The 20,914-nt window shown below is 73.2% G+C and carries 15 protein-coding genes and 1 tRNA gene; 8 read left to right on the top strand and 8 right to left on the bottom strand.

What is annotated here, in order from left to right:
- Positions 1 to 9: 9 nt before the first annotated feature.
- The 3 genes from ACZ6R6_RS37670 to ACZ6R6_RS37660 all read right to left on the bottom strand — a co-directional run bounded on the left by ACZ6R6_RS37670 (position 10) and on the right by ACZ6R6_RS37660 (position 4,616).
- Complete coding sequence (locus ACZ6R6_RS37670) at positions 10 to 3,021, bottom strand: AfsR/SARP family transcriptional regulator (RefSeq protein WP_470101644.1); 3,012 nt, start codon at positions 3,019 to 3,021, stop codon at positions 10 to 12.
- Between the two features lie 60 nt (positions 3,022 to 3,081).
- Complete coding sequence (locus ACZ6R6_RS37665) at positions 3,082 to 3,537, bottom strand: S26 family signal peptidase (RefSeq protein WP_470101642.1); 456 nt, start codon at positions 3,535 to 3,537, stop codon at positions 3,082 to 3,084.
- A gap of 122 nt (positions 3,538 to 3,659) precedes the next feature.
- The gene (locus ACZ6R6_RS37660) at positions 3,660 to 4,616 is read right to left on the bottom strand and encodes a GNAT family N-acetyltransferase (protein ID WP_470101640.1); all 957 of its coding nucleotides are present in this window, start codon (positions 4,614 to 4,616) and stop codon (positions 3,660 to 3,662) included.
- A gap of 52 nt (positions 4,617 to 4,668) precedes the next feature.
- Here ACZ6R6_RS37660 and ACZ6R6_RS37655 point away from each other — a divergent pair, with 52 nt between their 5' ends.
- The gene (locus ACZ6R6_RS37655) at positions 4,669 to 5,277 is read left to right on the top strand and encodes a TetR/AcrR family transcriptional regulator (protein ID WP_470101638.1); all 609 of its coding nucleotides are present in this window, start codon (positions 4,669 to 4,671) and stop codon (positions 5,275 to 5,277) included.
- A 74-nt stretch (positions 5,278 to 5,351) separates the two neighbouring features.
- Here the strand turns inward: ACZ6R6_RS37655 and ACZ6R6_RS37650 are convergent, their stop codons facing one another.
- Both ACZ6R6_RS37650 and ACZ6R6_RS37645 read right to left on the bottom strand, forming a co-directional pair.
- Entirely contained in the window at positions 5,352 to 6,890 is a 1,539-nt protein-coding gene (locus ACZ6R6_RS37650; protein WP_470101636.1) for a protein kinase domain-containing protein, read from the bottom strand.
- A gap of 9 nt (positions 6,891 to 6,899) precedes the next feature.
- Positions 6,900 to 8,300 (bottom strand): DUF4407 domain-containing protein, encoded by a 1,401-nt coding sequence (locus ACZ6R6_RS37645; protein ID WP_470101634.1) that lies wholly within the window; start codon positions 8,298 to 8,300, stop codon positions 6,900 to 6,902.
- A gap of 261 nt (positions 8,301 to 8,561) precedes the next feature.
- On the opposite strand from ACZ6R6_RS37645, the gene ACZ6R6_RS37640 reads away from it, so the two are divergent.
- The 3 genes from ACZ6R6_RS37640 to ACZ6R6_RS37630 are packed head-to-tail and all read left to right on the top strand — an operon-like array spanning position 8,562 to position 13,317.
- Positions 8,562 to 9,995 (top strand): hypothetical protein, encoded by a 1,434-nt coding sequence (locus ACZ6R6_RS37640; protein WP_470101632.1) that lies wholly within the window; start codon positions 8,562 to 8,564, stop codon positions 9,993 to 9,995.
- Complete coding sequence (locus ACZ6R6_RS37635; RefSeq protein ID WP_470101630.1) at positions 9,992 to 11,014, top strand: hypothetical protein; 1,023 nt, start codon at positions 9,992 to 9,994, stop codon at positions 11,012 to 11,014. Before ACZ6R6_RS37640 ends, ACZ6R6_RS37635 begins: the two co-directional genes overlap by 4 nt.
- Entirely contained in the window at positions 11,011 to 13,317 is a 2,307-nt protein-coding gene (locus tag ACZ6R6_RS37630) for a hypothetical protein (RefSeq protein WP_470101628.1), read from the top strand. Before ACZ6R6_RS37635 ends, ACZ6R6_RS37630 begins: the two co-directional genes overlap by 4 nt.
- A 178-nt stretch (positions 13,318 to 13,495) precedes the next feature.
- On the opposite strand, the gene ACZ6R6_RS37625 is transcribed toward ACZ6R6_RS37630, so the two are convergent.
- Positions 13,496 to 13,572 (bottom strand) — tRNA-Lys (locus ACZ6R6_RS37625).
- Positions 13,573 to 13,673: 101 nt separating this feature from the next.
- Between ACZ6R6_RS37625 and ACZ6R6_RS37620 the strand changes: the two genes are divergently transcribed.
- Together ACZ6R6_RS37620 and ACZ6R6_RS37615 are read left to right on the top strand one after the other, a co-directional pair.
- A complete protein-coding gene (locus tag ACZ6R6_RS37620; RefSeq protein WP_470101626.1) occupies positions 13,674 to 14,525 on the top strand; it encodes an AAA family ATPase in 852 nt (283 codons plus the stop codon).
- A gap of 130 nt (positions 14,526 to 14,655) precedes the next feature.
- A complete protein-coding gene (locus ACZ6R6_RS37615; protein WP_470101624.1) occupies positions 14,656 to 16,026 on the top strand; it encodes a vWA domain-containing protein in 1,371 nt (456 codons plus the stop codon).
- A 16-nt stretch (positions 16,027 to 16,042) separates the two neighbouring features.
- Here ACZ6R6_RS37615 and ACZ6R6_RS37610 read toward each other — a convergent pair whose 3' ends face one another.
- Entirely contained in the window at positions 16,043 to 16,783 is a 741-nt protein-coding gene (locus tag ACZ6R6_RS37610; protein ID WP_470101623.1) for a nuclease-related domain-containing protein, read from the bottom strand.
- A gap of 207 nt (positions 16,784 to 16,990) precedes the next feature.
- Here ACZ6R6_RS37610 and ACZ6R6_RS37605 point away from each other — a divergent pair, with 207 nt between their 5' ends.
- Both ACZ6R6_RS37605 and ACZ6R6_RS37600 read left to right on the top strand, forming a co-directional pair.
- Positions 16,991 to 17,581, top strand: a complete 591-nt coding sequence (locus ACZ6R6_RS37605; RefSeq protein ID WP_470101621.1) for a TetR/AcrR family transcriptional regulator — start codon at positions 16,991 to 16,993, stop codon at positions 17,579 to 17,581.
- A 607-nt stretch (positions 17,582 to 18,188) separates the two neighbouring features.
- Complete coding sequence (locus tag ACZ6R6_RS37600) at positions 18,189 to 19,631, top strand: MFS transporter (protein ID WP_470101620.1); 1,443 nt, start codon at positions 18,189 to 18,191, stop codon at positions 19,629 to 19,631.
- Between the two features lie 132 nt (positions 19,632 to 19,763).
- Here ACZ6R6_RS37600 and ACZ6R6_RS37595 read toward each other — a convergent pair whose 3' ends face one another.
- A complete protein-coding gene (locus tag ACZ6R6_RS37595; protein WP_470101618.1) occupies positions 19,764 to 20,855 on the bottom strand; it encodes an acyl-CoA dehydrogenase family protein in 1,092 nt (363 codons plus the stop codon).
- Positions 20,856 to 20,914 lie beyond the last annotated feature (59 nt).

The following is a 20,914-nucleotide window of genomic DNA, read 5'->3' as shown; positions in this document are numbered from 1 at the left end:
ACAGCGCAGCTACAACCGGGCGGTGAGCAGCGTCTCCAACACCGGATCACGCCGTACGGCGGGCGAGGCGAAGAGTTCCTCGGCCCGGCGGGCGTACCGCTCGGCGGCGCGCGGGTCGCCCAGCGCGGTGTGCGCCCTGGCGAGCTGGCGGGTGGCGGCGGCCTGGCCGTAGGCGTCGCCCGCCCGGGCCACCAGCTCCAGGACCCGGGCCAGGTCGGCCGCCGCGGCGACCGGATCGCCGTGCCGCAGCCAGACCTCGGACCGGGTGAGCAGCACCTCCCACTCGTCCTCCCGGTTACCGATCTCCCGGCAGTGGCGCACCGCGTCCGCGAGCGTGGCCAGGGCCTGGTCCCGGCGGTCGAGCAGGCAGTAGGCGCGGCCGAGGGCGGCCAGGGTGATGCTCTCCCCGAAGGAGTCGCCGTCCGACCTCCGGATCTCCAGGCACCGTTCGAGACAGTCGGCCGCCTCGGCGGAACGGCCCAGCCGCAGCAGGACCTCGCCCAGGTTGTGCCTGACCATGCCGACCCGGTTGGACCCGTGCTCCTCCAGCAGCCGCAGACCCGCGGTGATGTGGCCGAGGGCGTCGTCGAGGTCGTCGACGCGCATGCTCAGCCAGCCCAGGTTGTGCAGCGCCAGCCCCTCCGCCTCCTGGTCACCCAGATCGCGCCAGAGCCCGAGCGCATGGCGCATGCACCCGCGGGCGGCGTCGATCCGGCCGATCCGCCACTCCACCACCCCCAGCGTCGCCAGCGTGGACGCCTCCCCGATCCGGTCGTCGTGCCGCCGCGCCACCTCGACGGCGAGCCGGACGACGGTCTCGAGCTCCTGCCAGTATCCGCACTTCGTCGCCAGAGACCTGACCAACGGCACCAGCTCGGTGACGAAACGGGCCGTCTCCGGCTCCCCGGCCGCCTGGATGGCGGCAGCGACCAGGCAGGGCAGCTCGGTCTCGAACCACCGCACCGCCTCGGCCGGGCTCCGCAGGGTCACCCCGGCGTCCCGCCCGCCCGGCGGGCCCGCCCTGGACCGCAGGTGCGGTTGCACCAGATCGTTCATCTGCCCGCACAGGTCGAGGTACCAGTCCAGGGCGTGCCGGACGGCCCGTGCCCGGTCGTCCGCCGGATCGTGAGCCACGGCCAGCTCGGCGGCGAACAGCCTCAGCAGGTCGTGCATGCGGAAGCGCCCGTCGCCGACCGGCTCCAGCAGGCGGGCCTCCGTCAGCTCGTCGAGCGTGGTCTCGGCCGCCTCCGGATCGACGTCGAGGAGCGCGGCGGCGAGCCCGATGCTGACCTCGGGCACGTCGAGCACGCCGAACAGCCGGAAGGCGCGCGCCGCCGCGCCCCGGGCGGGGCCCGCGCCGCCGGCCAGCGTTCCGTAGCTGACCTCGAAACAGGACCGGACGGCCAGGTCGGCGGCCTGTAGCTCGTCCAGCCGCCGCTGCTGGTTGCGCAGCCGCTCGCCGAACCGCGCGAGCGACCAGTCAGGGCGGGCGGCGAGGCGGGCGCCGGCGATGCGCAGTGCCAGCGGGTGATAACCGCATCGGCGCGCGATGTCGGCCGCGGCCGCGCCCTCGGCGTCCACTCGCGACGGACCCGCCAGCAGCCCGAGCATCCGCACCGAGTCCGCCTCGTCGAGCACCTCGACAACGATCGGCACGGCGTCCATGGTGGTCAGCGCCGCCCTGCTGGTGACCAGCACCGCGCAGCCGCCGCCCGCCGGCAGCAACGGCGCCACCTGGGCGGCGTCGACGGCGTTGTCGAGGACGACCAGGACTCGCCGGTCGGCCAGCAACGACTGGTAGTGGGCGGCCGCCTCCGCCGGAGCCGCGGGAACCTCGCCGTTGGGCACCCCCAGGGCCCGCAGGAAACGGCCGAGCACCTCGGCGGGCTGTAGCGGCGGCAGGCCCGGACTCGACCCCTGCAGATCGGCGTAGAGCTGGCCGTCGACGTAGCGGCCGGCCACGGCGTACGCCGCCCGCAGCGCCAGTGTCGACTTGCCGACGCCGCCGGGGCCGTGCAGCGCCAGCACCGGCGGGGTCGCGCCCGGCTCCGGGTCCGCGCACAGCGCGGTGAGCATCCGGGCGAGCTCGGCCGACCGGCCCACGAACAGCGCCGGCTCCCGCGGCAGCTGGCGCGGGCGCGGATGCCCGTTCCCGGCCTGCCCGTTCCCGGCCTGCCCGTTCTCCGGCCACCCGGTCACGGAGCCGTCCCCGGCCGGCGGCGTGGCGGGGGAGACGGCGACAGGCACGGCGGGAGGGACGGCGGGGGTCATCAGGTCCCCGTCCCGGCGCAGCACCGCCTGGTGCAGGCGGCGCAGCTCGGGTCCGGGGTCGAGCCCGAGCTCGTCGGCCAGGGTCCGGCGGGCCATCGCGAACACGTCCAGCGCGCCGACGACGTCACCGCACCGGTACAGGGCCACCATCAGCTGGCCGTACAGCCGCTCCCGCAGGGGGTGCTGTCCGATCAGCTCGCGCAGGCGCTCGGCCGCCGCCATGGGGCTGCCGAGCGCGAGCTGGATCTCCGTGTACTCCTCCGTCGCGCTCAGATACTGGTCGGTGAGACGGGCGACCACCTCGCGCAGGGTCGGACCCAGCGGCGCGTCCTCGGCCGCCCTGCCCCGCCACAGGGCGAGCGCCCGGGTGTAGGCGTCCTGAGCCGTCACGAGGTCCCGCCGGGCCAGTGCCTGGCGGCCGTGCGCGGAGAGCGCCTCGAACTGGAAGAGGTCGAACTCGGCCGGCGCGACCCGGAGCAGGTAGCCGGCGTCCGAGGTGACCAGCCGCTCGACGGCCGGGTCGGCGGAGGGGGGCAGCAGCCTGCGCAGCTGCATGAGGTAGGTGCGCAGGTTCGCCACCGCCGAGCGCGGCGGCTCGTCCCACACCTCGGCCACCAACGACCGGACCGGGACGACGTAGCCGGCGCGCGCGAGCAGCATGGCGAGGACCGTGCGCTGTTTCGGCGCCGTGATCCGTACGGGTGAGTCGCCGTCCTGGATCCGCACCGGGCCGAGGAGTCGAAACAACATCGTCCTGCCTTCCTCGACGGCCCCCGTGTCGACCGGCCCCGGCAGCCGCCATGACACCGGCTACAGGGCCGGTCCTCCCAGCCGGCGCAGCGCGACGCCGAGCAGCCGGTCAGCGGGGAAGAACCCCCGCTGCCGGGAGTCGATGCTGTCCGGGTTGTCGCCGAGGACCACCAGCGTCCCGGGGGGCACGTGGGCCACGCCGTCACCGGCGGCGATCCCCTGGGGCACCGGGTCACCGGGCAGCGCGGCGATCCGCTTGATGTTCCAGCGCCGGCCGTCCGCCCCGGGCGGTCCGGGCGCGTATCCGCCGGCGGGATCGGAGGGGGGCTCCAGCACGACGACGTCGCCCTGCCCCACCTGGCCGATCCGTCGCCGCCGCACCAGGACGCGGTCGCCGTCGGTCAGCGTCGGAGCCATGCTCATCCCGTTGACGGTGACCACCACATAGCGCCGGCGGGCCCACAGGGCGCCCGCGGCCAGCGCGAGGGCACCGGCAACCAGTCCACGAACGATCAACGTCACCGCGTCCTTCCGCCGCCGGCCCGGGGAGGGCCGATCCGCTCACGGGAAACGATCTCCACTGACGTGGTGTCTGTCAACAGTTCCGTCTCCGCCGCCGTCTCCGGGCGGGCGGCCCGCTAGCGGTCGTCGTCCCAGGAGAGGGCGGTCATCCGCCAGCCCTCCGGCGTGCGCAGGAAGTGGATGCTCTTCGTCCCCGTCCCGGTGAACGGCAGGCCGGCCTGAACGCCGCGCTTACGGTAGTGGCACAGCCGCTGCGCGACGTCGCCGAAGATCTCCGTGCGCTCCCAGGTCTCCTCCTCGGCGAACTCGGTGAGCTCGCCCGAGGTCAGCAGCTTCTGCCGCGGCTCGGCGAACGAGTCCAGGCTGTAGACCTCCTGCTGCGGCCCGCCCTTGACGATGATCCCGTCCGGGACGAAGAGCCGGTGGATCGCGCCGACGTCCGGGCGGGCGCCGTCCGCGTTGGTGAACAGGCGGAAGAAGGCCGCCGTCAGCCCGTCGATCTCGGCCTTGTCCGCAGCGGCCCGCGCCCCGCGGGCGCGCCACTCGTCGGCGAGCACCGACCAGACCTCGATGTCGACGCGCCGGCCCTCGCCCGGGTAGACCTGCCGCAGCGTGCCGTCGCAGGTCATGCCCAGCCGCTTGGCGACGTTGACGCTGCGCACGTTGCCGGCGACGGTCCGCCACTCGACGCGCTGGATGCCGCGCTCCCCCACCGCCCAGTCGAGGATCCGCCCGACGGCGCGGGTGATCAGCCCGTGCCCCTCCGCGCCGGGTTCGAGCCAGCAGCCCGCCTCGCAGACGCCCAGCGCGGTGTCGAACGACACGAACAGCACGCCGCCGACGAGTGTGCCCTCCAGCCAGATCCCCCAGATGCCGCCCGCGTCCTGTGCCCGCTTGTCGGCGTAGCGCCGCAGCACCGCACGGGCCTCGGCGAGGTCGGTGGCGACGAACGTCGGCGACACCCACGGCGAGATGTGCTCACGCGCCCGGTCGAGATTGGCGAGGAACTCCTCGGCCAGCCACGGCTCGAGCGGCCGCAGTTCCGCGCGGGCGGTGAGGGGGAGAGCGAACATCGGACCTCCGGTCGGGTTCGTAACAAACGTTCGGTATGTAGGCTAGTGGGCCATGACTCCCGCCCGCACCGACCACGACGCCCGCCGCCACGACGTCTCCGAGGCGGTCTGGCGGGTCCTCGCCGAGCACGGGTTCGCCGGCCTCACCCTGCGCGCGGTCGCGGCGGCCATGGGGGCTTCCACCGGGCTCGTCACGCACTACTTCGCCGGCAAGCACGAGCTGATCGCCCACGCCCTCGACATCCTGGAGACACGCACGCGGCAGCGCCCGCGTCTGAAGGCGCCCGCGGGCGGGCTGCCCGCGCTACGCGCCCACCTGCTCGACATCCTCCCGCTGACGTCGGAGGGTGTGGCGATGAACCGGATCTGGGTCGGCTCCTGGGACGTGGCGCTCTCCGACCCCGCGCTCTTCACCGCGCAGGCCACCCGGTACGACCGCATCCGCGCGGTGCTGTGCACCGCGATCGAGGACGCGCGGCGCCTGGGCGAGCTGCCCGCCCGGGCCGACGCGCAGCGACTGGCGACGACCGCGCTGTCCTTCACGCACGGCCTGGTGGTGCAGGCGCTCTTCGCCCCGGAGAGGTTCCCGCCGGAGCACCAGATCGAGCTCGTCGACGACTTCCTCGCCACCCTCGCCACCGGCGCCGGGCGGCCCGCCTGACCGCCGGGCGCTGATCGCACGGCGTGCGGGCGTGGCGACGGCGTCGGCGGCGAGGGACCGCGGCGCCGACGCCGTCACGCTCCGCCGGTCAGGCGGGCGATCTCGTCGCGTACGGCGCGGCCGAGCCCGTCGAGGAGCCGATCGGCACGGCCGTCCGAGGTCGCCGACAGCAGTCCCGCGACGACGGCGGGCGGCACGTATCCGAGCACCCGGCAGGCGCGCCGCACCGTCATCGCCTCCACCAGGCGGACCGCGGCGGGGACGATGCCGAGCGCGCCGAGGACAGCGGCCGTGACACGGTCATCCGTGTGCGCCAGGATGCTCGCGCTCCGGCTGGGGGGCATCGCGCCCACCAGCCTGGCCGCCCGATGCGGGCTCATGTGGTCGATCACCCGCGCGGCTCGCGGCAGCGGCAGCAGCGCCAGCACCTCGGCGGCCGTGCCCGGCGCCTCCGCCGCGCCGTCCAGGAGCCGCCCGGCGGCCTTCGGCTCCATCGAGCCGAGCAGGGCGGCGGCCTCCTGGCGGGGCCGGTCGAGCAGCGGGCTGGTGCCGTCGCGGCCCTTCTCCGCCCGGACCGGATCCCGGACCGGACCTCGGGCCGGATCCCGAACCGGATCCCGGGCCGGGTCTCGGGCCGGGTCTCGGGCCGGACCTCGGACCGGGTCTCGGACCGGCCCCAAGCCGCGCGCGCCGTGTCCGCGCCGCGCCTCCCGGCCCGTTCCCGGGCCGGCGCGCCGCTCCGACTCCTCCCGTCCATGGGACCGCGGCGCCGGTCTAGGGGGCCGCGGCGGCGGGCCCGCGAGGATCGCGTCCAGCCGCCGCCCCAGCTCGGCCGCCCCCATCCGCCGGGCGGGGTCGGTGACGAGCAGGCCGGCGATCGCGTCGGCGAGCGGACCCGGTCGCCGGAAGCGCGGAGGACGCCCGGCGGTGACCGCCCGCGCCGTTTCGATCAGGCCGGCACGGAGGAACGGCGAGTAGCCCTCCAGCGCGCAGAACAACGTCACTCCCAGCGACCACAGGTCCGACGCCGGCCCCACCACGTGCCCGTCGATCCGTTCGGGCGCCATGAAATCGACGGTTCCGAGCAGCATGTTGGTCGAAGTGAGGCCGCCCTCCCCGGAGATCCGCGCGATCCCGAAGTCGACCAGGAAGACCCGGTCACCGGGATCGACGACGATGTTGGCCGGTTTGACGTCCCGGTGCAGCACCTGCGCGTCGTGCACGGCGGACAGGCCGGCCAGCACCTCGCGTCCGACCCGGGCGATCTCCCGCTCGGACAGGCCCTGCCGCCGGGAGAGGGCCTGCTGCTCGATCCGGCGGTCCAGCGGCGTGCCCTCGATGTACGCCATGACGATCCACGGCGATCCGTCGTCCATGAAGGCGTCGTAGATGTCGACGACCGCCGGATGCCGGATCCGCGCGGCGGCACGCGCTTCGCGCAGCGCCCTCTCCCGCCGTACGGCCGTGTCCTCGCCGTGCGGCGCCAGCAGGATCTCTTTGAGCGCGACGGATCGCCGCAGCGTCCGGTCCCAGGCCAGCCACACCGTGCCCATGCCGCCCCTGCCGAGCCGGGACCTCAGCTCGTACCGGCCTCCGACGATCCGTGCCGTCATCCGGTGGCCTCAGTCCTCGTCGGGGAGCAGCTCGATCCCACCCGAGCGCTCCGCCCCCGGTCCTGGCCTCCGCAGGATGCGGGTGTCCGGCATGCCGCGCAGGACCTGGTCCTCCAGGGGCCCGTACTCGTAGCCGGAGTCGGCCGGCTCGACCTGGGTGTCGTTCGGTCCCCGGGGAGGCCCCGCCTCCTCTCCGAAGGCGGCGCCGGGCCGTCGCGGCGCGTCCTCCCGGGGCGACCAGATGCGCCAGACGCTGTCCGACCCGCCGGGCTCCGCCGGCCGGGACCGGGCCCCGGCGCGGATGCCGAACTTCTCGCGCATGCCGTCCAGCTCCTGGCGCTCGGCGAGCGCGAGCGCCTTCTCGTAGATGCCGGGCCGCTGCATGAGCTTCACCGCGACCGGCAGGCATTCGATGAGCAGGAACAGCGCGAACAGCAGCAGCCGGGCCAGGCTGAGGGTGAGGTCCTTGCCGGTCAGCTCGTTGAGCGCCCGGAGCCGGGTGAGCAGCCCGTCGGTGGCCAGGTTGTCCTCGTCGAAGGTCCGCTGGATCCCGGCCTGCTGCTCGACCGCGGCGTTGAGCTGGCGCTGGACCTTGGGCAGAGCCTCCTCGGCGGCGGCGAGCCGTGTTTTCTTGGCCTGTTCCCCGGTCGCGTTCAGCTCCCGCTTGCGGTCCTCTATCTGCCGGGTGAGCAGCTCGATGCGCCCCTTGTCCTTTTCGTACGCGCGCTGGCTCTCCCGAGCGAGTGGACCATTGCCCTTTTTAATGCAGTTTGGGCCACCATAGAGCTGACACTGCCACTCTTTGTAGTGTTTGTCCGCTTGCTTCTGCTCATCGGCGCGCTGGGCGGACAGTGCCGTTATCTTCGGGTCGCGTTCCATGTCAAGGGGGACGTCGCCGCCGGAGGAAATCACCTGGCGCAGCTCGGCCACCTCCTTGCGGAGCTGGTCGACCCCCTTCCCCACCGCGCCCTGCTCCTGCTGTACGGCGAAGGCGTCGCCGCGCCGCTGCTTCATCTCGGCGATCTGGGTGTCGATCTCGGCCTTGAAGACCTGCAGCACCAGAGGAGTGGAGATCACCAGGCCGAGCACGACGGCGACCAGGACGCGCGGCACGGCCAGCGCCCAGCGGTTCGGCGCGTCGGCCCTGATGGTGGAGACGAGCCACCGGTCAAGGCTGAGGATCGCCAGGCCCCACAGCAGAGCGGTGGCGACGGCGAGGACGATGTTGACGCCGAGCGTGCTGTTGAGGGCGAACGTCATGGAGACGAAGGCGAGCACGCTCGTGGTGAGGACGGCGCCCCCGATGCCCTCGAATTTGCCGCGTTCGGTCGGGCACGTCCGGAGAACCTCGGGCCGCGCCCCTGACAGTGTGACCAAAACCGCGGACAGCGCGCTCAGGAAACGTCTCATGCTCCTCCTCGGGAAGGGAGTCTCACCGCGTCGGCGCCGATTGGAACGGTGCCGGCCCCCGGAGGGGATATCAGCGCCAATCATCCGGAGGGGATATCATAGGCGCCCAATATCGCATTTACAGATACCCGATAGAATTTCATCGAGGGATCTCGACGCAACCCCTCGCCCCAGCAATACCCCCTAACGTCATATACGCCGATTAATCAGGACACCGGTGACGCAGCACAGCTAATACGACATATCTATGGAGGACTCCTCGTGCCGGAGCCCGACAGGGATCTGAGCAGGAAGGCGATCGCCCAGGCCCTGGCCGATCTCGCCGACACCGAACGCCTCACCCTGGTGGAGGTCGCCGCCGACGGCCTCACCACGTTCCTGCTCCATCGGGACGACAACGGTTGCCCCCGCGGCCGGAGCTGGTCGGCGACCTGGCCGGGCCTCGCGGGCGAACGCGGGTGGGACACCGATCCGGCCGGGACTCGGGAGGCCGTGCTACGCACGACCCGCGCCGCCCTGTCCTCCGCCGGCGTGATCCTCCTGGCCGCCTCCTCCGCCGATCCGAAGGTCGAGCAGGCCCTCGCCTGGCTGCGTGCGGCGCATCCGGCCGCGCAGGTGCTGCGGACCGAAGCCCCGATCGCCCCACGGGTCCGGGAGGTCATGGCGGACGACCCGCTGACCAGGTCGTACGAGCTGGTCGTCGTCCTCGTCGACCCGGACACCAGCCGGCCTCGGCTGACCAGCAGGCAGCTGTTCCCCCTCGGCTCCCGCCCGGGGGCCCGGGTCCGGGTCGCCCTCCGCTGTGCGGCCGCCGGCGCGCACGGCACCGCGTTCGCCGTGGTCACCTGGCAGGGTCCGGAGCCGCGGCTGCTGTCGGTCCAGTCCGCCCCGGTCACGCCCGGCCGGTATGAGGTGACCGCCGAGCTGATACGGCCCGGCCGGGTGCGGTTCACCGGCCTGCCCACGCTCTCCCCCGACCCCCGGGAGTGGAATCAGCTCGTCGCCGCGCTGCCGGACCGGCTGCCGGAGGGCACCGGCCCGGCGCATCTCGTCTGCGCGGTGGAGGTCTGCGGAGCGGACGACCAGGTCGCGGAGCGGCTGAGCCGGGCACGTCAGATGATCAGCTCTGCCTCCGGCGAGATCGGCGGCCGGCTCCGGGTCTCCCTCCTGGCCTACGCGGCGCACTCGTACGACCCGTCGGCGCCGGAGTTCCCGGTGCGGGTCGCGGCCTGGGAGGCCGGCGTGGGAGAGGCCCTGAACGCGCTCGGCGCGCTGGAGGAGCGGGGAGCGGTGGCCAGGGGATACCCATACCACCCCCACGCGGCGCAGCTCGAGGACATGCTCGCCGTGGTGGCCGAACGGCTCGGCCGGGCGGATCCGACGCCCGCCGTCATCCTCACGGTCGGAGGCCGCCCGCCGCACCCGGCCCGCACCGACCAGTCCAGGATCCTGCCCTGCCCCCACCGGCACGACTGGCGGAAGCTGATCGCCGCCCTGCGGCAGCGGCAGGGCACGGTGCTGGGCGCGATCTGCGACCAGCCCGCCGACCAGGCGCACCAGGCGTGGCACCGGATCGGCGCGGCGGCCCTGGCCCATCTGGAGGCGGTGGACGTGCGCGGCCTGGCCGCCGATCTCGGCCTGGTCGCCCCCTCCCCCGTGCATCTCCCGTTCCCCCTGCTCGACGAGACGGAGTGACGACGCGCATGCAGCCCGACCCGAGCCGGGAACGCCCCGATCACAACATCGCCATGTGGGGCGCTCCCGGCAGCGGCAAAACCACCCTGCTTGCGGCGTTGTTCATCGCCCTGACCAGGAGAAACGATGACTGGAAGATCGTCGGATCCGATCCCGCGTCGTCGGACTACCTGATCGAGAAGACCAACGCCCTGTTGCGGGGCAAGGTGTTCCCCGAGGCGAGCATGGCCCTGGAGCGCTATCACTGGACGCTGATCGGCCCCACTCTCCGCAAGCCCGGCTTCTGGGGCAGGAAGGCCAAGCCGGGGCCGCCGACCCGGATAGGCATCGGCATGGTCGACGCTCCCGGAGGGTTGTTCGGTACGGGACGGCGTCCGGCGGGCGGCCCGAGCGCTCCGGACCTCTCGGGAGACCCGCGCCGGCAGGAGCTGCTGGACAATCTCGAGCGGAGCCGGGGCATCGTCTTCCTGTTCGACCCGATCAGGGAGTTCACCTTCGGGGACGCCTTCGACCACATGCACGCCCCGCTCGCCCGGCTCGCCGAGCGGATGCTCGTCGCCGGCGAGTTCGCCGACGGGAAGCTGCCGCACCACATCGCCGTGTGCGTCACCAAGTTCGACGACCCCCGGGTGCTGGAGACGGCCGAGAAGCGGCGGCTGCTCACCGCGGACGTCGACGATCCGTACCGGCTGCCCCGGGTGGCCAGCGAGGACGCGCGGGAGCTGTTCCACGAGCTGTGCCAGGTGTCGGCCAGCGGCAACGCCGACATGGTGCTCAACGCGCTCGACCAGTTCTTCCACCCCGATCGGATCCGCTTCTTCGCCACGTCCTCGATCGGCTTCTACGTGGACCGGCGCACGAAGCATTTCGACTGGGACGACTTCCAGAACATGGTCCCCGGAGAGGCGGACGAGGACTCACGCATCCGGGGGCAGCTGCATCCGATCAACGTGGTGGAGCCCATGCTCTGGCTGGGGCAGCGGCTCGCCGCGGTCCGGCCGGCGACGGAGGTCTCGTGACCGGCCGCGAGATCGGATTCGAGTGGGCACTGGAGGGGAAGCGGCCCGGTGCCCACGACGACTACGAGCTGCTCTCCTGGAGCGACGACCGCCTCGGGCCCGAGGTCTTCGAGGAGATCAGGAGCAGATATGCCACGGGTCTCTCGGCGGATCTGCCCCAGGTGACGATCGCGGTCGCGGCGACCAGGGAGCGCGAGCAGGTGTCGCACCACATCGTGCTCGCGGCCCAGGAGTGGTCGGGGCACCGCGACGCCACCAACCGCAAGATCGCTTACACCCGCTGGTTCTACGTCCCCTACCAGGAGCTGGCCGTCCATCAGGTGTCCTACGAGGCGCTCTACCACGCCCTCGTGGGCCTGCCGGTGACCCCGTCCCCTCCCCTGGCCGTACGCGTGCCGGAGTTCGACCCCACGGCCCTCGCCCCCGGGCCGGACGCGCGGTGCGCCGCCGCGCTGCTGCTGACCGGGCGGCCCGTCTGCGTGGTGGGCGCGGACAGGGTCCCCATGATCGAACGGTTGCGCTTCCTGGACACCGTCGCCGCGCTCCTGCCGTACGGCATGCGGACGAGGCTGACCGCGGCGACCTGGACCAGCAGCACGGCCCGGCACAAGATCAGACTGTCCTTCGCGCGGCACGCGCCGGAGAACGCCTACGAGGTGCGGTGGGGGCACGGAGCGGAGATCACCTGGCAGGACGGCCCGGCGAACGTGTGCCTGAGCCTGCTGGCCCGGCCCGACGTCCGGCTCGCGGACATGCTGCGGGGGCTCGCCGGGCTGACCAATCCGCTGTCGTTCGGCCCCGAGGACCTGCCGGACGCCGTGCGGCTGCTCGAACACTCCGGCTATCCCGAACTGCGGCCCCACGCCGCCACCGGCGTGTGGTGGAAGAAGGAGCGTGAGCCGGCTCCGGGAGGAGGCGCCCCGGGACCCGAGGCGGCCCTGCCGGCCCCGCCGGCCCCGGGACCGGGTGAGCCGCGGCCGACCTCACCCGTACGCAAGCTATGGAAGTGGCCGCGCCGGGGCACCGGCGAGGGGCCGGCCGCAGGCGCGCTCGGCACAGTGCCCGACGTCGTGCCCGAGAGCCGGGCCACGCCCGCCGCGGCGACCGTGCCCTACCGGCCGGCGGCCGCCGCGGGCCCGGCCCCGGGCACTGTGCCGGGCGCCGCCCTGAGCGCTGTGCCGCCCTCGATGCGGACCGCGCTCGGCGGGCTGGAACAGGCCGACCGCGGGAGACGGCCCGGCTGGGGCCTGCACGGCAAGGTCACCATGGTCGTGGCGTTCGCGACGCTGGCCATCACCTTGATCGGCGCCGGTGTCGTCGCGATGCTGCGCGCTCCGGGCGGCGATCCCCTCGCCGAGGGGAGCGCGGCCGGGGCGGCACCGGGCACGGTCGTCGTCCAGGCCCCGTCCGGGCCGGAGAACGAGTTCGCCAGGAACCTCGTGGCCGAGGCCGTCCGGCGGACGGGCCACCGGGCCGAGATCCGGCTGAGCGACGCCCCCGCCGTGACCGCGCCCGCCGTGGAACCGGCCGTGGTCCTCATGGAGATCCCTCCCACCGATCCCGCCCTCTCGGGCGCCCTGCCGACGTGGCCCGCCAATCCGCTGGCGGCGCACGGGTTCTCCGCGGTCGCCGCCATCCCGGTCCCGGACCAGGACGTCCTGGTCTACGACATCGATCTGATCAGCCCGGAGAAGTTGACGGCGGCCTTCGCGCATCCTGACGAGGAGGTCCGAATCTCCGTGCCGGACGCCCCCCGGAAGGGGCCCTCCGGGGAGGGGCCCGAGCGGGCCCTGCGGCAGCGCCATCCCTGGCTGCGTCTGGAGACCGTCCCGGCGCTCGACCCGCTGCGCGCCCTCCGGGACAAGGCGGTGCAGGCCGCCGTCGTGCCCCGCGAGGCCGCCCGCGACAGCGGTTATCCCCGATCGGAAGCGCTCGCCGGGCTGCCGGGCCGCTCGCTGCTCATTCTGTGCGACCAGGCCGTCGGCCAGGCGCTGCGCGACGCGCTGGACACGGTCGCCCGGTCCGTCGACCCCGGCAGGCTGGCATCGGAGGACTTCGACTCCCCGGTGACGGCGGCCGCCCGGCTGGTCGAGTCGGCCCTGCCGCCGTCCGACGCCGTCCCCCTTGCCGGGGGCCCCGAGAGCGACGGGGGGGACCCCTTCTGGCCCGCCCTCTCCCTGGTCGCCGCCGGGGGCGCCGCCGGGTTCCTGGCCCTCCTGCTGGCGATACGGCTGCCGACCAGGATCGAGCCGCACCCGCACCCGCCGCACCCACCGTCCGCGCCGGCCTCGCCCGGTTCCTGAGCACGCGGCGCCTGACCACGCGACTTCTGAGCACGCGCCCTGCCGCCACGCCCTGCCGCCCGTGAAGTCGCAGGACCTCCGCCGTGGAGCGGCGGCCCTCATTCTCGCCGCCGGACACGGTCTCAGGGCCGTCCAATGACGAGAGCCCAGGCCGGCTGTGCGACCTGGGCTCTCGTGCTGGTGCGCCGCCAGGGACTCGAACCCCGGACCCGCTGATTAAGAGTCAGCTGCTCTAACCAACTGAGCTAGCGGCGCGTGAAGCTCTTGAAGGATAGCGCACTTCCCGGAGGGCTCCGAAACGGAGAACGGCGAACCGCTATGGTAGAACAACATTCGGTCCTGTACTGGGAGTGCACATGTGGTTCCCCTCGCCCGCCGACGCCCGGGAGCGGCTCAGCGCCGTGGACTACCTCGCCGACGACTCCATCGCGACCTCGGTCTTCCTGGCCGGCGCGCTCGGCAAGCCGCTGCTCGCCGAGGGGCCGGCGGGAGTGGGCAAGACCCAGCTCGCCAAGGCCGTGGCGGCGGCGACCGGGGCCCGGCTCGTCCGGCTGCAGTGTTACGAGGGGCTCGACGAGGCCCGCGCGCTGTATGAGTGGAACTACAAGAAGCAGCTCCTGCGGATCCAGGCCGGGACCGGCCAGGACTGGGACGCCACCCAGGACGACATCTTCACCGAGGAGTTCCTGCTCGAAAGGCCCCTGCTGCGGGCGATCAGGTCCGAGGCCCCGACGGTCCTGCTGATCGACGAGACCGACAAGGCCGACGTCGAGGTGGAGGGCCTGCTGCTGGAGATCCTCTCCGACTACCAGGTCACGATCCCCGAGCTCGGCACGGTCACCGCCGTGCGCAGGCCGTACGTGGTGCTGACCTCCAACGCGACCCGCGAGCTGTCCGAGGCGCTCAAGCGGCGCTGCCTCTACCTGCACCTGGAGTATCCGACGCCGGAGCGCGAGCGCGACATCGTGCTGGCGCAGGTGCCCGAGATCGAGGCGGCCCTGGCCGAGCAGCTCGCGCGCACGGTCGCCACGATGCGCGCGCTCGAACTGAAGAAGGCGCCCTCGATCGCCGAGACCGTCGACTGGGCCAACACGCTGCTCGCGCTGGGCCGTACCGAACTGGACGAGGCGACGGTCGCCGCCACCCTCGGGGTGGTGCTCAAGCACGCCTCCGACCAGGCCCGGGCGCGCAAGGAGCTGGCCCTGTGAGCGGCGGGGCGCGGGAGGCGGGCACCCCCGTGAGCGGCCCGGTCCGGGGAGCGGGAGACGCTGTGCGCGGCCGGACCCTGGGGGCGGGGAACCCGGTGAGTGGCCCGGCCGGCGGGGCGGGGGGCGGGAGGTGAGCCTGCTCGACCGGCACGTCGGCTTCGTGCACGCCCTGCGCGAGGCCGGGCTGCCGGTCTCGCTCGCCGAGGGGCTGGACGCGGCCCGGGCGCTGCAGGTGATCGACCTGGCCGAGCGGGAGTCGCTGCGCGCCGCCTACGCCACGACCCTGGTCAAACGGCCCTCGCACCGCCCGGGCTTCGACACGCTCTTCGACCTGTGGTTCCCCGCCGCCACCACGGGCCTGTACGGCCCGCGCCCGCAAGACGGTCCGTACGCCGATGAGCTGGATCCGGAGACCGCGGCGGTCGCCGAGCTCCGTGACCGGCTGGCCGAGCTGCTGCTGGGCGCCGACGGGATGAACGACTTCGCCCGGGCGATGGTGGAGCGCTTCGGCCGCCAGCCCGCGGCCCCCGGCCGGCAGAACTGGTTCTCCTACCCGGTGCTGCGGGCGCTGTCCCCCGAGACGCTCATGGCCCGGCTGCTGGCCGAGGTGCTGGCCGGCCAGGAGCGCGGCGGCCTGGCGGAGAAGGTGGCCCGGCAGCGGATCGGCGAGAACACCAGGCGGTTCGAGGAGGCCGTCTCCGCCGACGTGCGCCGCCGCATCGCCGAGGACTCCGGGATCGAGCGGATCGCGCGCTCGGCCGTGCGGCCGCCGCTGGAACAGCTCGACTTCCTCCGGGTGACCGGGGCCGACCTGGCCAGGCTGCGCCGGGAGGTCCACCCCCTCGCCCGCCGCCTGGCCACCCGGCTGACCGTCAAGCACCGGCTCGGCCACCGGGGCCGCCTGGACTTCCGCCGGACCGTGCGGGCCTCGCTGTCCACCGGCGGGGTGCCGCTGACCACCTTCAACAGGCCGCGCCGCCCGCACCGGCCCGAACTGGTCATCCTCTGCGACACCAGCGACTCGGTCGCCTCGTTCGCCCACTTCACGCTGCTGCTGACCTACGCGCTGCGCGAGCAGTTCGCCAAGGTCCGCGCGTTCGGCTTCGTGGACACCGTGGACGAGATCACCCGCTTCTTCGTCCCCGGCGCCGACGTGGTGGAGGCGATGACCCGGCTGACCCGGGAGGCCGACATGGTGCGGTTCGGCCGGACCAACTACGGCAACGCCTTCGAACGGTTCGCCGAGCGGTACGGCGACGCCGTCGGCCCGAAGACGTCCCTGCTGATCCTGGGCGACGCGCGGTCCAACTACCAGCCGCCCGCGCTGGAGACGCTGCGACGGCTGAGCCGGCAGGCCCGGCACGCCCACTGGCTCAACCCGGAGCCGGTGAGCCAGTGGGACACCGGCGACTCGCTGGCCACGGCCTACGGCGGCATCGTCCCGATGCGCGAATGCCGCAACGTCGTCCAGCTCGCCGCCTTCGTCGAGGAGCTCGCCTGAACCGGCCGGTCCGGGTTCAGCGCATCCGGCGCAGCACCCGGGCGGCGGTGCGGGCGAGCAGCTCCACCTGGCTCTCGTCGAACTCCGCGCGCGGCCCGCGCACGATCCACCGGGCCACCAGGCGCGGCTTGAGCAGGGTGAGCCCCTCGGCGGTGACCGTCCGCCGGAGCCGCCCGCCGTGCACCGCGAGCAGCGGCTCGATCGTGACGGGGATGCCCGACTCCCGGGAGAGCACCTGAGCCAGCGATTCGGAGGCGTCGACGAGCGCCTTGGCCACCTTCGTGCCGTATTTCTCGCCGAGGAAGAGCCGGTCGCCGTAGCGGGCGATCTCGGTCTCGGGGTCCCACGCCTCGTTGTCGACCACCCAGATGCCGCCGGGGCCGATGACGAGATGGTCGATCGAGGCCTGTCCGGGCACGGCGCGGCCGTCGAGGACCTGGTAGCCGAGCCTGCGGAGCTTGCGGCGCAGCAGCTTGCCGGTGATGACCTCGCCCCGGCGCCGGCCGCGCCAGACGGCGGTGGCCTCGTAGGAGTACCACGCCCAGAACATGTCCGCGCCGGCGACCAGCAGGCCGGCCGCGAGCCCGACCGCCGGGGGTGCGGGCAGGTCGAAACGGTAGGCGAGCAGGATGCCCACGACCAGGCCCGCCGCCGCCTTGACCATGCGCATCTTCCGGCGCTGGTCGGCCTCCTTGAGCCAGAACTGTTCGTACATGACCTGGGGTGACAGGCCGTGAACCTGGTCGTCTGGCGTCACGTAGATTGATCCGCCGGGCACAGCGAACCCCCAGGGTCGGTTGGTGGCAAGGAGGCGGATCTGCAACGCTGAAGATCCCTCAATCATGAAATACCCAAGCGGGGGCTCCAGGCATCCGAAGGTGACGTAACTAACACAACCCAGATACCCGGCCAATGCCTTAACCGACCAGTCGGTATGCTTACCGCACCACACATTGGGGGGCAGATGAGTCAGGACCAGGACCAGGAGCCGGTACGGCAGCGCCTGCTCGGCGAGGCCACCCGCCTGTTCGCCGAGCGGGGCTTCGAGAGCACCTCGGTGCAGGAGATCGTCACAGCGGCCGGCGTCACCAAGGGCGCCATGTATCACTATTTCGACTCGAAGGATGACCTGCTCCACGAGATCTACGGGCGCGTGCTGCGCATGCAGATGGAGCGGCTCACCCGGTTCGCCGACGGGCCGGGCCCGGTGGCCGAGCGCCTGCACGCCGCCGCCGCCGACGTCGTGCGGACCACGGTGGAGAACCTGGACGACTCCAAGATCTTCTTCCGCTCCATGCACCTGCTCGCCCCCGACACCCGCAAAAGCGTCCGCGCCGAGCGCCGCCGCTACCACGAGCGCTTCCGCGACCTGGTGACCGAGGGCCAGCGCGAGGGCACCTTCAGGACCGACACCCCGGCGGAGATGGTCGTCGACTTCTTCTTCGGCTCGGTCCACCACCTGGGCACCTGGTACAGCCCGGAGGGGGCGCTGTCCGGCGCCGAGGTCGGAGAGCACTTCGCCGACCTGCTGCTCACCTCGCTGCGCCCGAAGTGACCCGCCCGCCCTGGTAGCCGCGGCGCACCGCGTCGCCGACGGGCCCACCACGGACGGACTGCGACGGCGCCCCGCCGCGCAGCGCCTGTTCCAGGCCCGTGACGGCCGGCTCGACCAGGCCGGCCCGGCCAGGCAGTGCTCGACACCCCGCAGAACAGCCGACCCGGCGGCCGCGCCGGGGCCGGCCGTGCCCAGACGGCCCGACCGACCGGCAAGCGGGGGCCCCGAGCGCCCGACCCGCAAGCGTGAGGCCCTGAGCGTCCGCACGCGTATTCCGGCCGGAACCGCCAGGCGTCCTCACCTCGGAATTCTCGGAATCCTCGAACACCCGCCCCACAGATCCTCCGTGCGCCGGTCATCTAGGCCAGGAGATGACCTACAAGAACCCTAGTGTGGTCCACGTGACCGCAGCGGGGATCCGGGTCGGGACGTCCGGCCGGTAGGGCCGGAAGACTCCTCGGAAAAATATGGAATGAATCATTCCGTTCTACTATTATGGAACGGAACGAACAGTTCCATTCAATGGCCCGCGCGCGATCGCGGAACCCCCTCCCGCGATCCCCCGCAGCGTTCACGCATCCCCCGAACGACAGGCTCTGGAGGAGCAATGACCACCCTCGACATCCGCCCGGTTGAGGCAGCGGAGGCCGCCGGGCCCGCGCCGTACAGGTGGCGCTGGCCGGCGCTCTTCGTGATCCTCGCCGGCTCCGTGATGGAGCTCCTCGACGCCACCGTCACCAACATCGCCGGCCCGACGATGCAGGCCGACCTCGGCGGCGGGACCTCGATGATCCAGTGGCTGGGCGTGGCCTACACGCTGGCCATGACCGCCGGCCTGCTCACCGGCGGGCGCCTGGGCGACATCGTCGGCCGCAAGCGGATGTTCCTCATCGGCGCGGCCGGCTTCGTGATCGGCTCGCTGCTCTGCGCGGTCTCCGTCTCGCCGGAGACCGTGATCGCCGCCCGCGTGGTCCAGGGCCTGTTCGGCGCCGCCATGGTCCCGCAGGGGCTCGGCATGATGAAGGAGATGTTCCCGCCCAAGGAGCTCCAGGTGGCCTTCGGCGCGTTCGGCCCGATCATGGGACTGTCCGCGATCGGCGGGCCGATCCTGGCGGGCTGGCTGGTCGACGCCGACCTGTTCGGCACCGGCTGGCGCATGATCTTCCTGATCAACCTGCCGATCGGCCTGGTCACGGTGCTGGCCGCGATGAGGTTCCTGCCCACCGGCCGCCCGGCCCGGGCCCTCCGGCTCGACCTCCCCGGCGCGCTCCTGGCCTCCCTCGGCTCGCTGCTGATCGTCTTCCCGCTGGTCCAGGGCCGCGAGCACGGCTGGCCGGCGTGGACGTTCGTGATGATGGCCGGCTCCATGGCGGTGTTCGCGCTCTTCGGCTGGTACGAGTCGCGCCGCAACCGCAGGGGCGGCGACCCGCTGATCGCGCCGAGCCTGTTCCGCAAGCGGGCGTTCATCGGCGGCATGTTCACCGGAACGATCTACTTCTCCGCCTTCAGCGGGTTCGGCCTCGTCTTCAACCTCTACACCCAGCTCGGCCTCGGCTACACCCCGCTGAAGGCCGGCCTGGCCGGCGTCCCGCTCTCCGTGGGCATGATCATCGGCATGGGCGCCATGCAGGCGGTCAGGAGGCACGGCCGCCGGGTGCTGCACGCGGGCGCCGTGATCATGACGGCCGGCGTCGTCGCCCTCCTGCTGCTCCTCGGCCCCGAGGTCAGCCCCTGGCTGCTCGCCCCGGCCCTGCTCGTCACCGGCCTGGGGTCCGGGCTGATCATGGGCCCCTACTTCGAGATCGCGCTGGCCGGGGTCGAGCCGCACGAGACCGGCTCCGCCTCCGGCACGCTCACCGCGCTCCAGCAGGTCGGCGCGGCGCTCGGGGTGGCCCTGCTCGGCACCGTCTTCTTCGGCGCGATGGAAGGCGACCCGACCGCCGCCGCGCAGAGCACCTTCTGGGTCGTCGCCGGGATGGTCGCGCTGACCTTCCTGGCCGGTTTCCTCCTGCCCAGGCAGGCGCGCGAGGACGCGGACCCGGTCCACTGACCGGCCCGCGGGCGTACGGCCGGCCGGGGATGCCGGCCGTACCCCGATCTCCCCGCGACGGCCCCCGGCTCCGTGCCGGGGGCCGTCGCGCCGGCGCGGGCCGGACGGAGCACGGACGGGCAGGGGCGCGGGTCAGCCGGGGGCGGGCAGGTCCGCCAGGACCGCCAGGGCGTCCCGATGGGCGCCGGGAGCGCCGAACGCGATCTCGGTGGACTTGGCGCGTTTGAGATACAGGTGCACCGGGTGCTCCCAGGTCATCCCGATCCCGCCGTGGAGCTGCACGCTCTCCTCGGCGACGCGCACCGCCACCTCCGAGCACCAGGACTTGGCCACCGCCGCCGCCAGCTCGCCCGCCTCGACCGCCGCCGCGCCGTACGGGACCGCCGCCAGCAGGTCGGCGGCGTTCCTCGCCGCCGCGCGGGCGCGCACCACGTCCAGCCAGAGGTCGGCCATCCGGTGCTTGATCGCCTGGAACGACCCGACCGGCCGGGCGAACTGGTGGCGCTCCTTGATGTAGGCGAGCGTCGTCTCCAGGCACCACTCGGCGACCCCGAGCTGCTCGGAGGCGAGCAGCCCCGCCCCCAAGGACAGCACCTCCCGCACGTCGAGAGAGCCGATCGCCTCACCCGGGGCGTCGGAGAACGTGACGGTGGCGATCGGCCGGGTCAGATCCAGCGACGGCGCCACCTCGACCCGGGCGTGCTCGGCCGCCACCTGGTAGAGCGCCCTCCCGACCGGGACGAGCAGCACGTCGGCCACGTCCGCGCCGGCCACCGACCGGACCACCCCGTTCAGGGTCCCCCGGTCGGTGACGGTCACGGTCTCCGGCAGCGGCCGGTACGGCGAGGCCGCCAGCGACACCACGAGCGCCGCCGTGGTCTCACCGGAGGCGAGCTCCTGGATCAGGTCCTCCTCGCCGACCCGCAGCAGCGCCGCCGTCGCGAGCACCGAGCTGGTCAGGAACGGCACCGGCGCCACCGCCCGCCCCAGCTCCTCCAGCACCACCGCGACCTCCCGCGCCGACGCCCCCGCCCCGCCGTACTCCTCCGGCACGAGCAGCCCCGCCACCCCGATCTCCCGCGACAGCGTCTTCCACAGGTCCATGTCGTACGGCACGGCGGACTCGGCCCGCCTCAGCACCGTGTCAGGGCCGCAGCGGTCGGCGAGCAGACCCCGCACGGAGGCCCGCAGCTCCTCCTCGACCTCGGTGTACAGCAGCGTCATCGTCGCTCACCACTCCTCATCCGCCACGCGATCCGTCCGTCCCGCACGGTCACTGCGCT

Source organism: Streptosporangium sp. NPDC048886, from assembly GCF_055586905.1.
This window is presented reverse-complemented; position numbering and strand designations above follow the sequence as displayed.

Coding starts and splice junctions, on each gene's coding strand:
- ACZ6R6_RS37670 (WP_470101644.1), bottom strand. CDS start 3,021: ATGTTGTTTCGACTCCTCGGCCCGGTGCGGATCCAGGACGGCGACTCA.
- ACZ6R6_RS37660 (WP_470101640.1), bottom strand. CDS start 4,616: ATGTTCGCTCTCCCCCTCACCGCCCGCGCGGAACTGCGGCCGCTCGAG.
- ACZ6R6_RS37655 (WP_470101638.1), top strand. CDS start 4,669: ATGACTCCCGCCCGCACCGACCACGACGCCCGCCGCCACGACGTCTCC.
- ACZ6R6_RS37650 (WP_470101636.1), bottom strand. CDS start 6,890: ATGACGGCACGGATCGTCGGAGGCCGGTACGAGCTGAGGTCCCGGCTC.
- ACZ6R6_RS37645 (WP_470101634.1), bottom strand. CDS start 8,300: ATGAGACGTTTCCTGAGCGCGCTGTCCGCGGTTTTGGTCACACTGTCA.
- ACZ6R6_RS37620 (WP_470101626.1), top strand. CDS start 13,674: ATGTGGTTCCCCTCGCCCGCCGACGCCCGGGAGCGGCTCAGCGCCGTG.
- ACZ6R6_RS37605 (WP_470101621.1), top strand. CDS start 16,991: ATGAGTCAGGACCAGGACCAGGAGCCGGTACGGCAGCGCCTGCTCGGC.
- ACZ6R6_RS37600 (WP_470101620.1), top strand. CDS start 18,189: ATGACCACCCTCGACATCCGCCCGGTTGAGGCAGCGGAGGCCGCCGGG.
- ACZ6R6_RS37595 (WP_470101618.1), bottom strand. CDS start 20,855: ATGACGCTGCTGTACACCGAGGTCGAGGAGGAGCTGCGGGCCTCCGTG.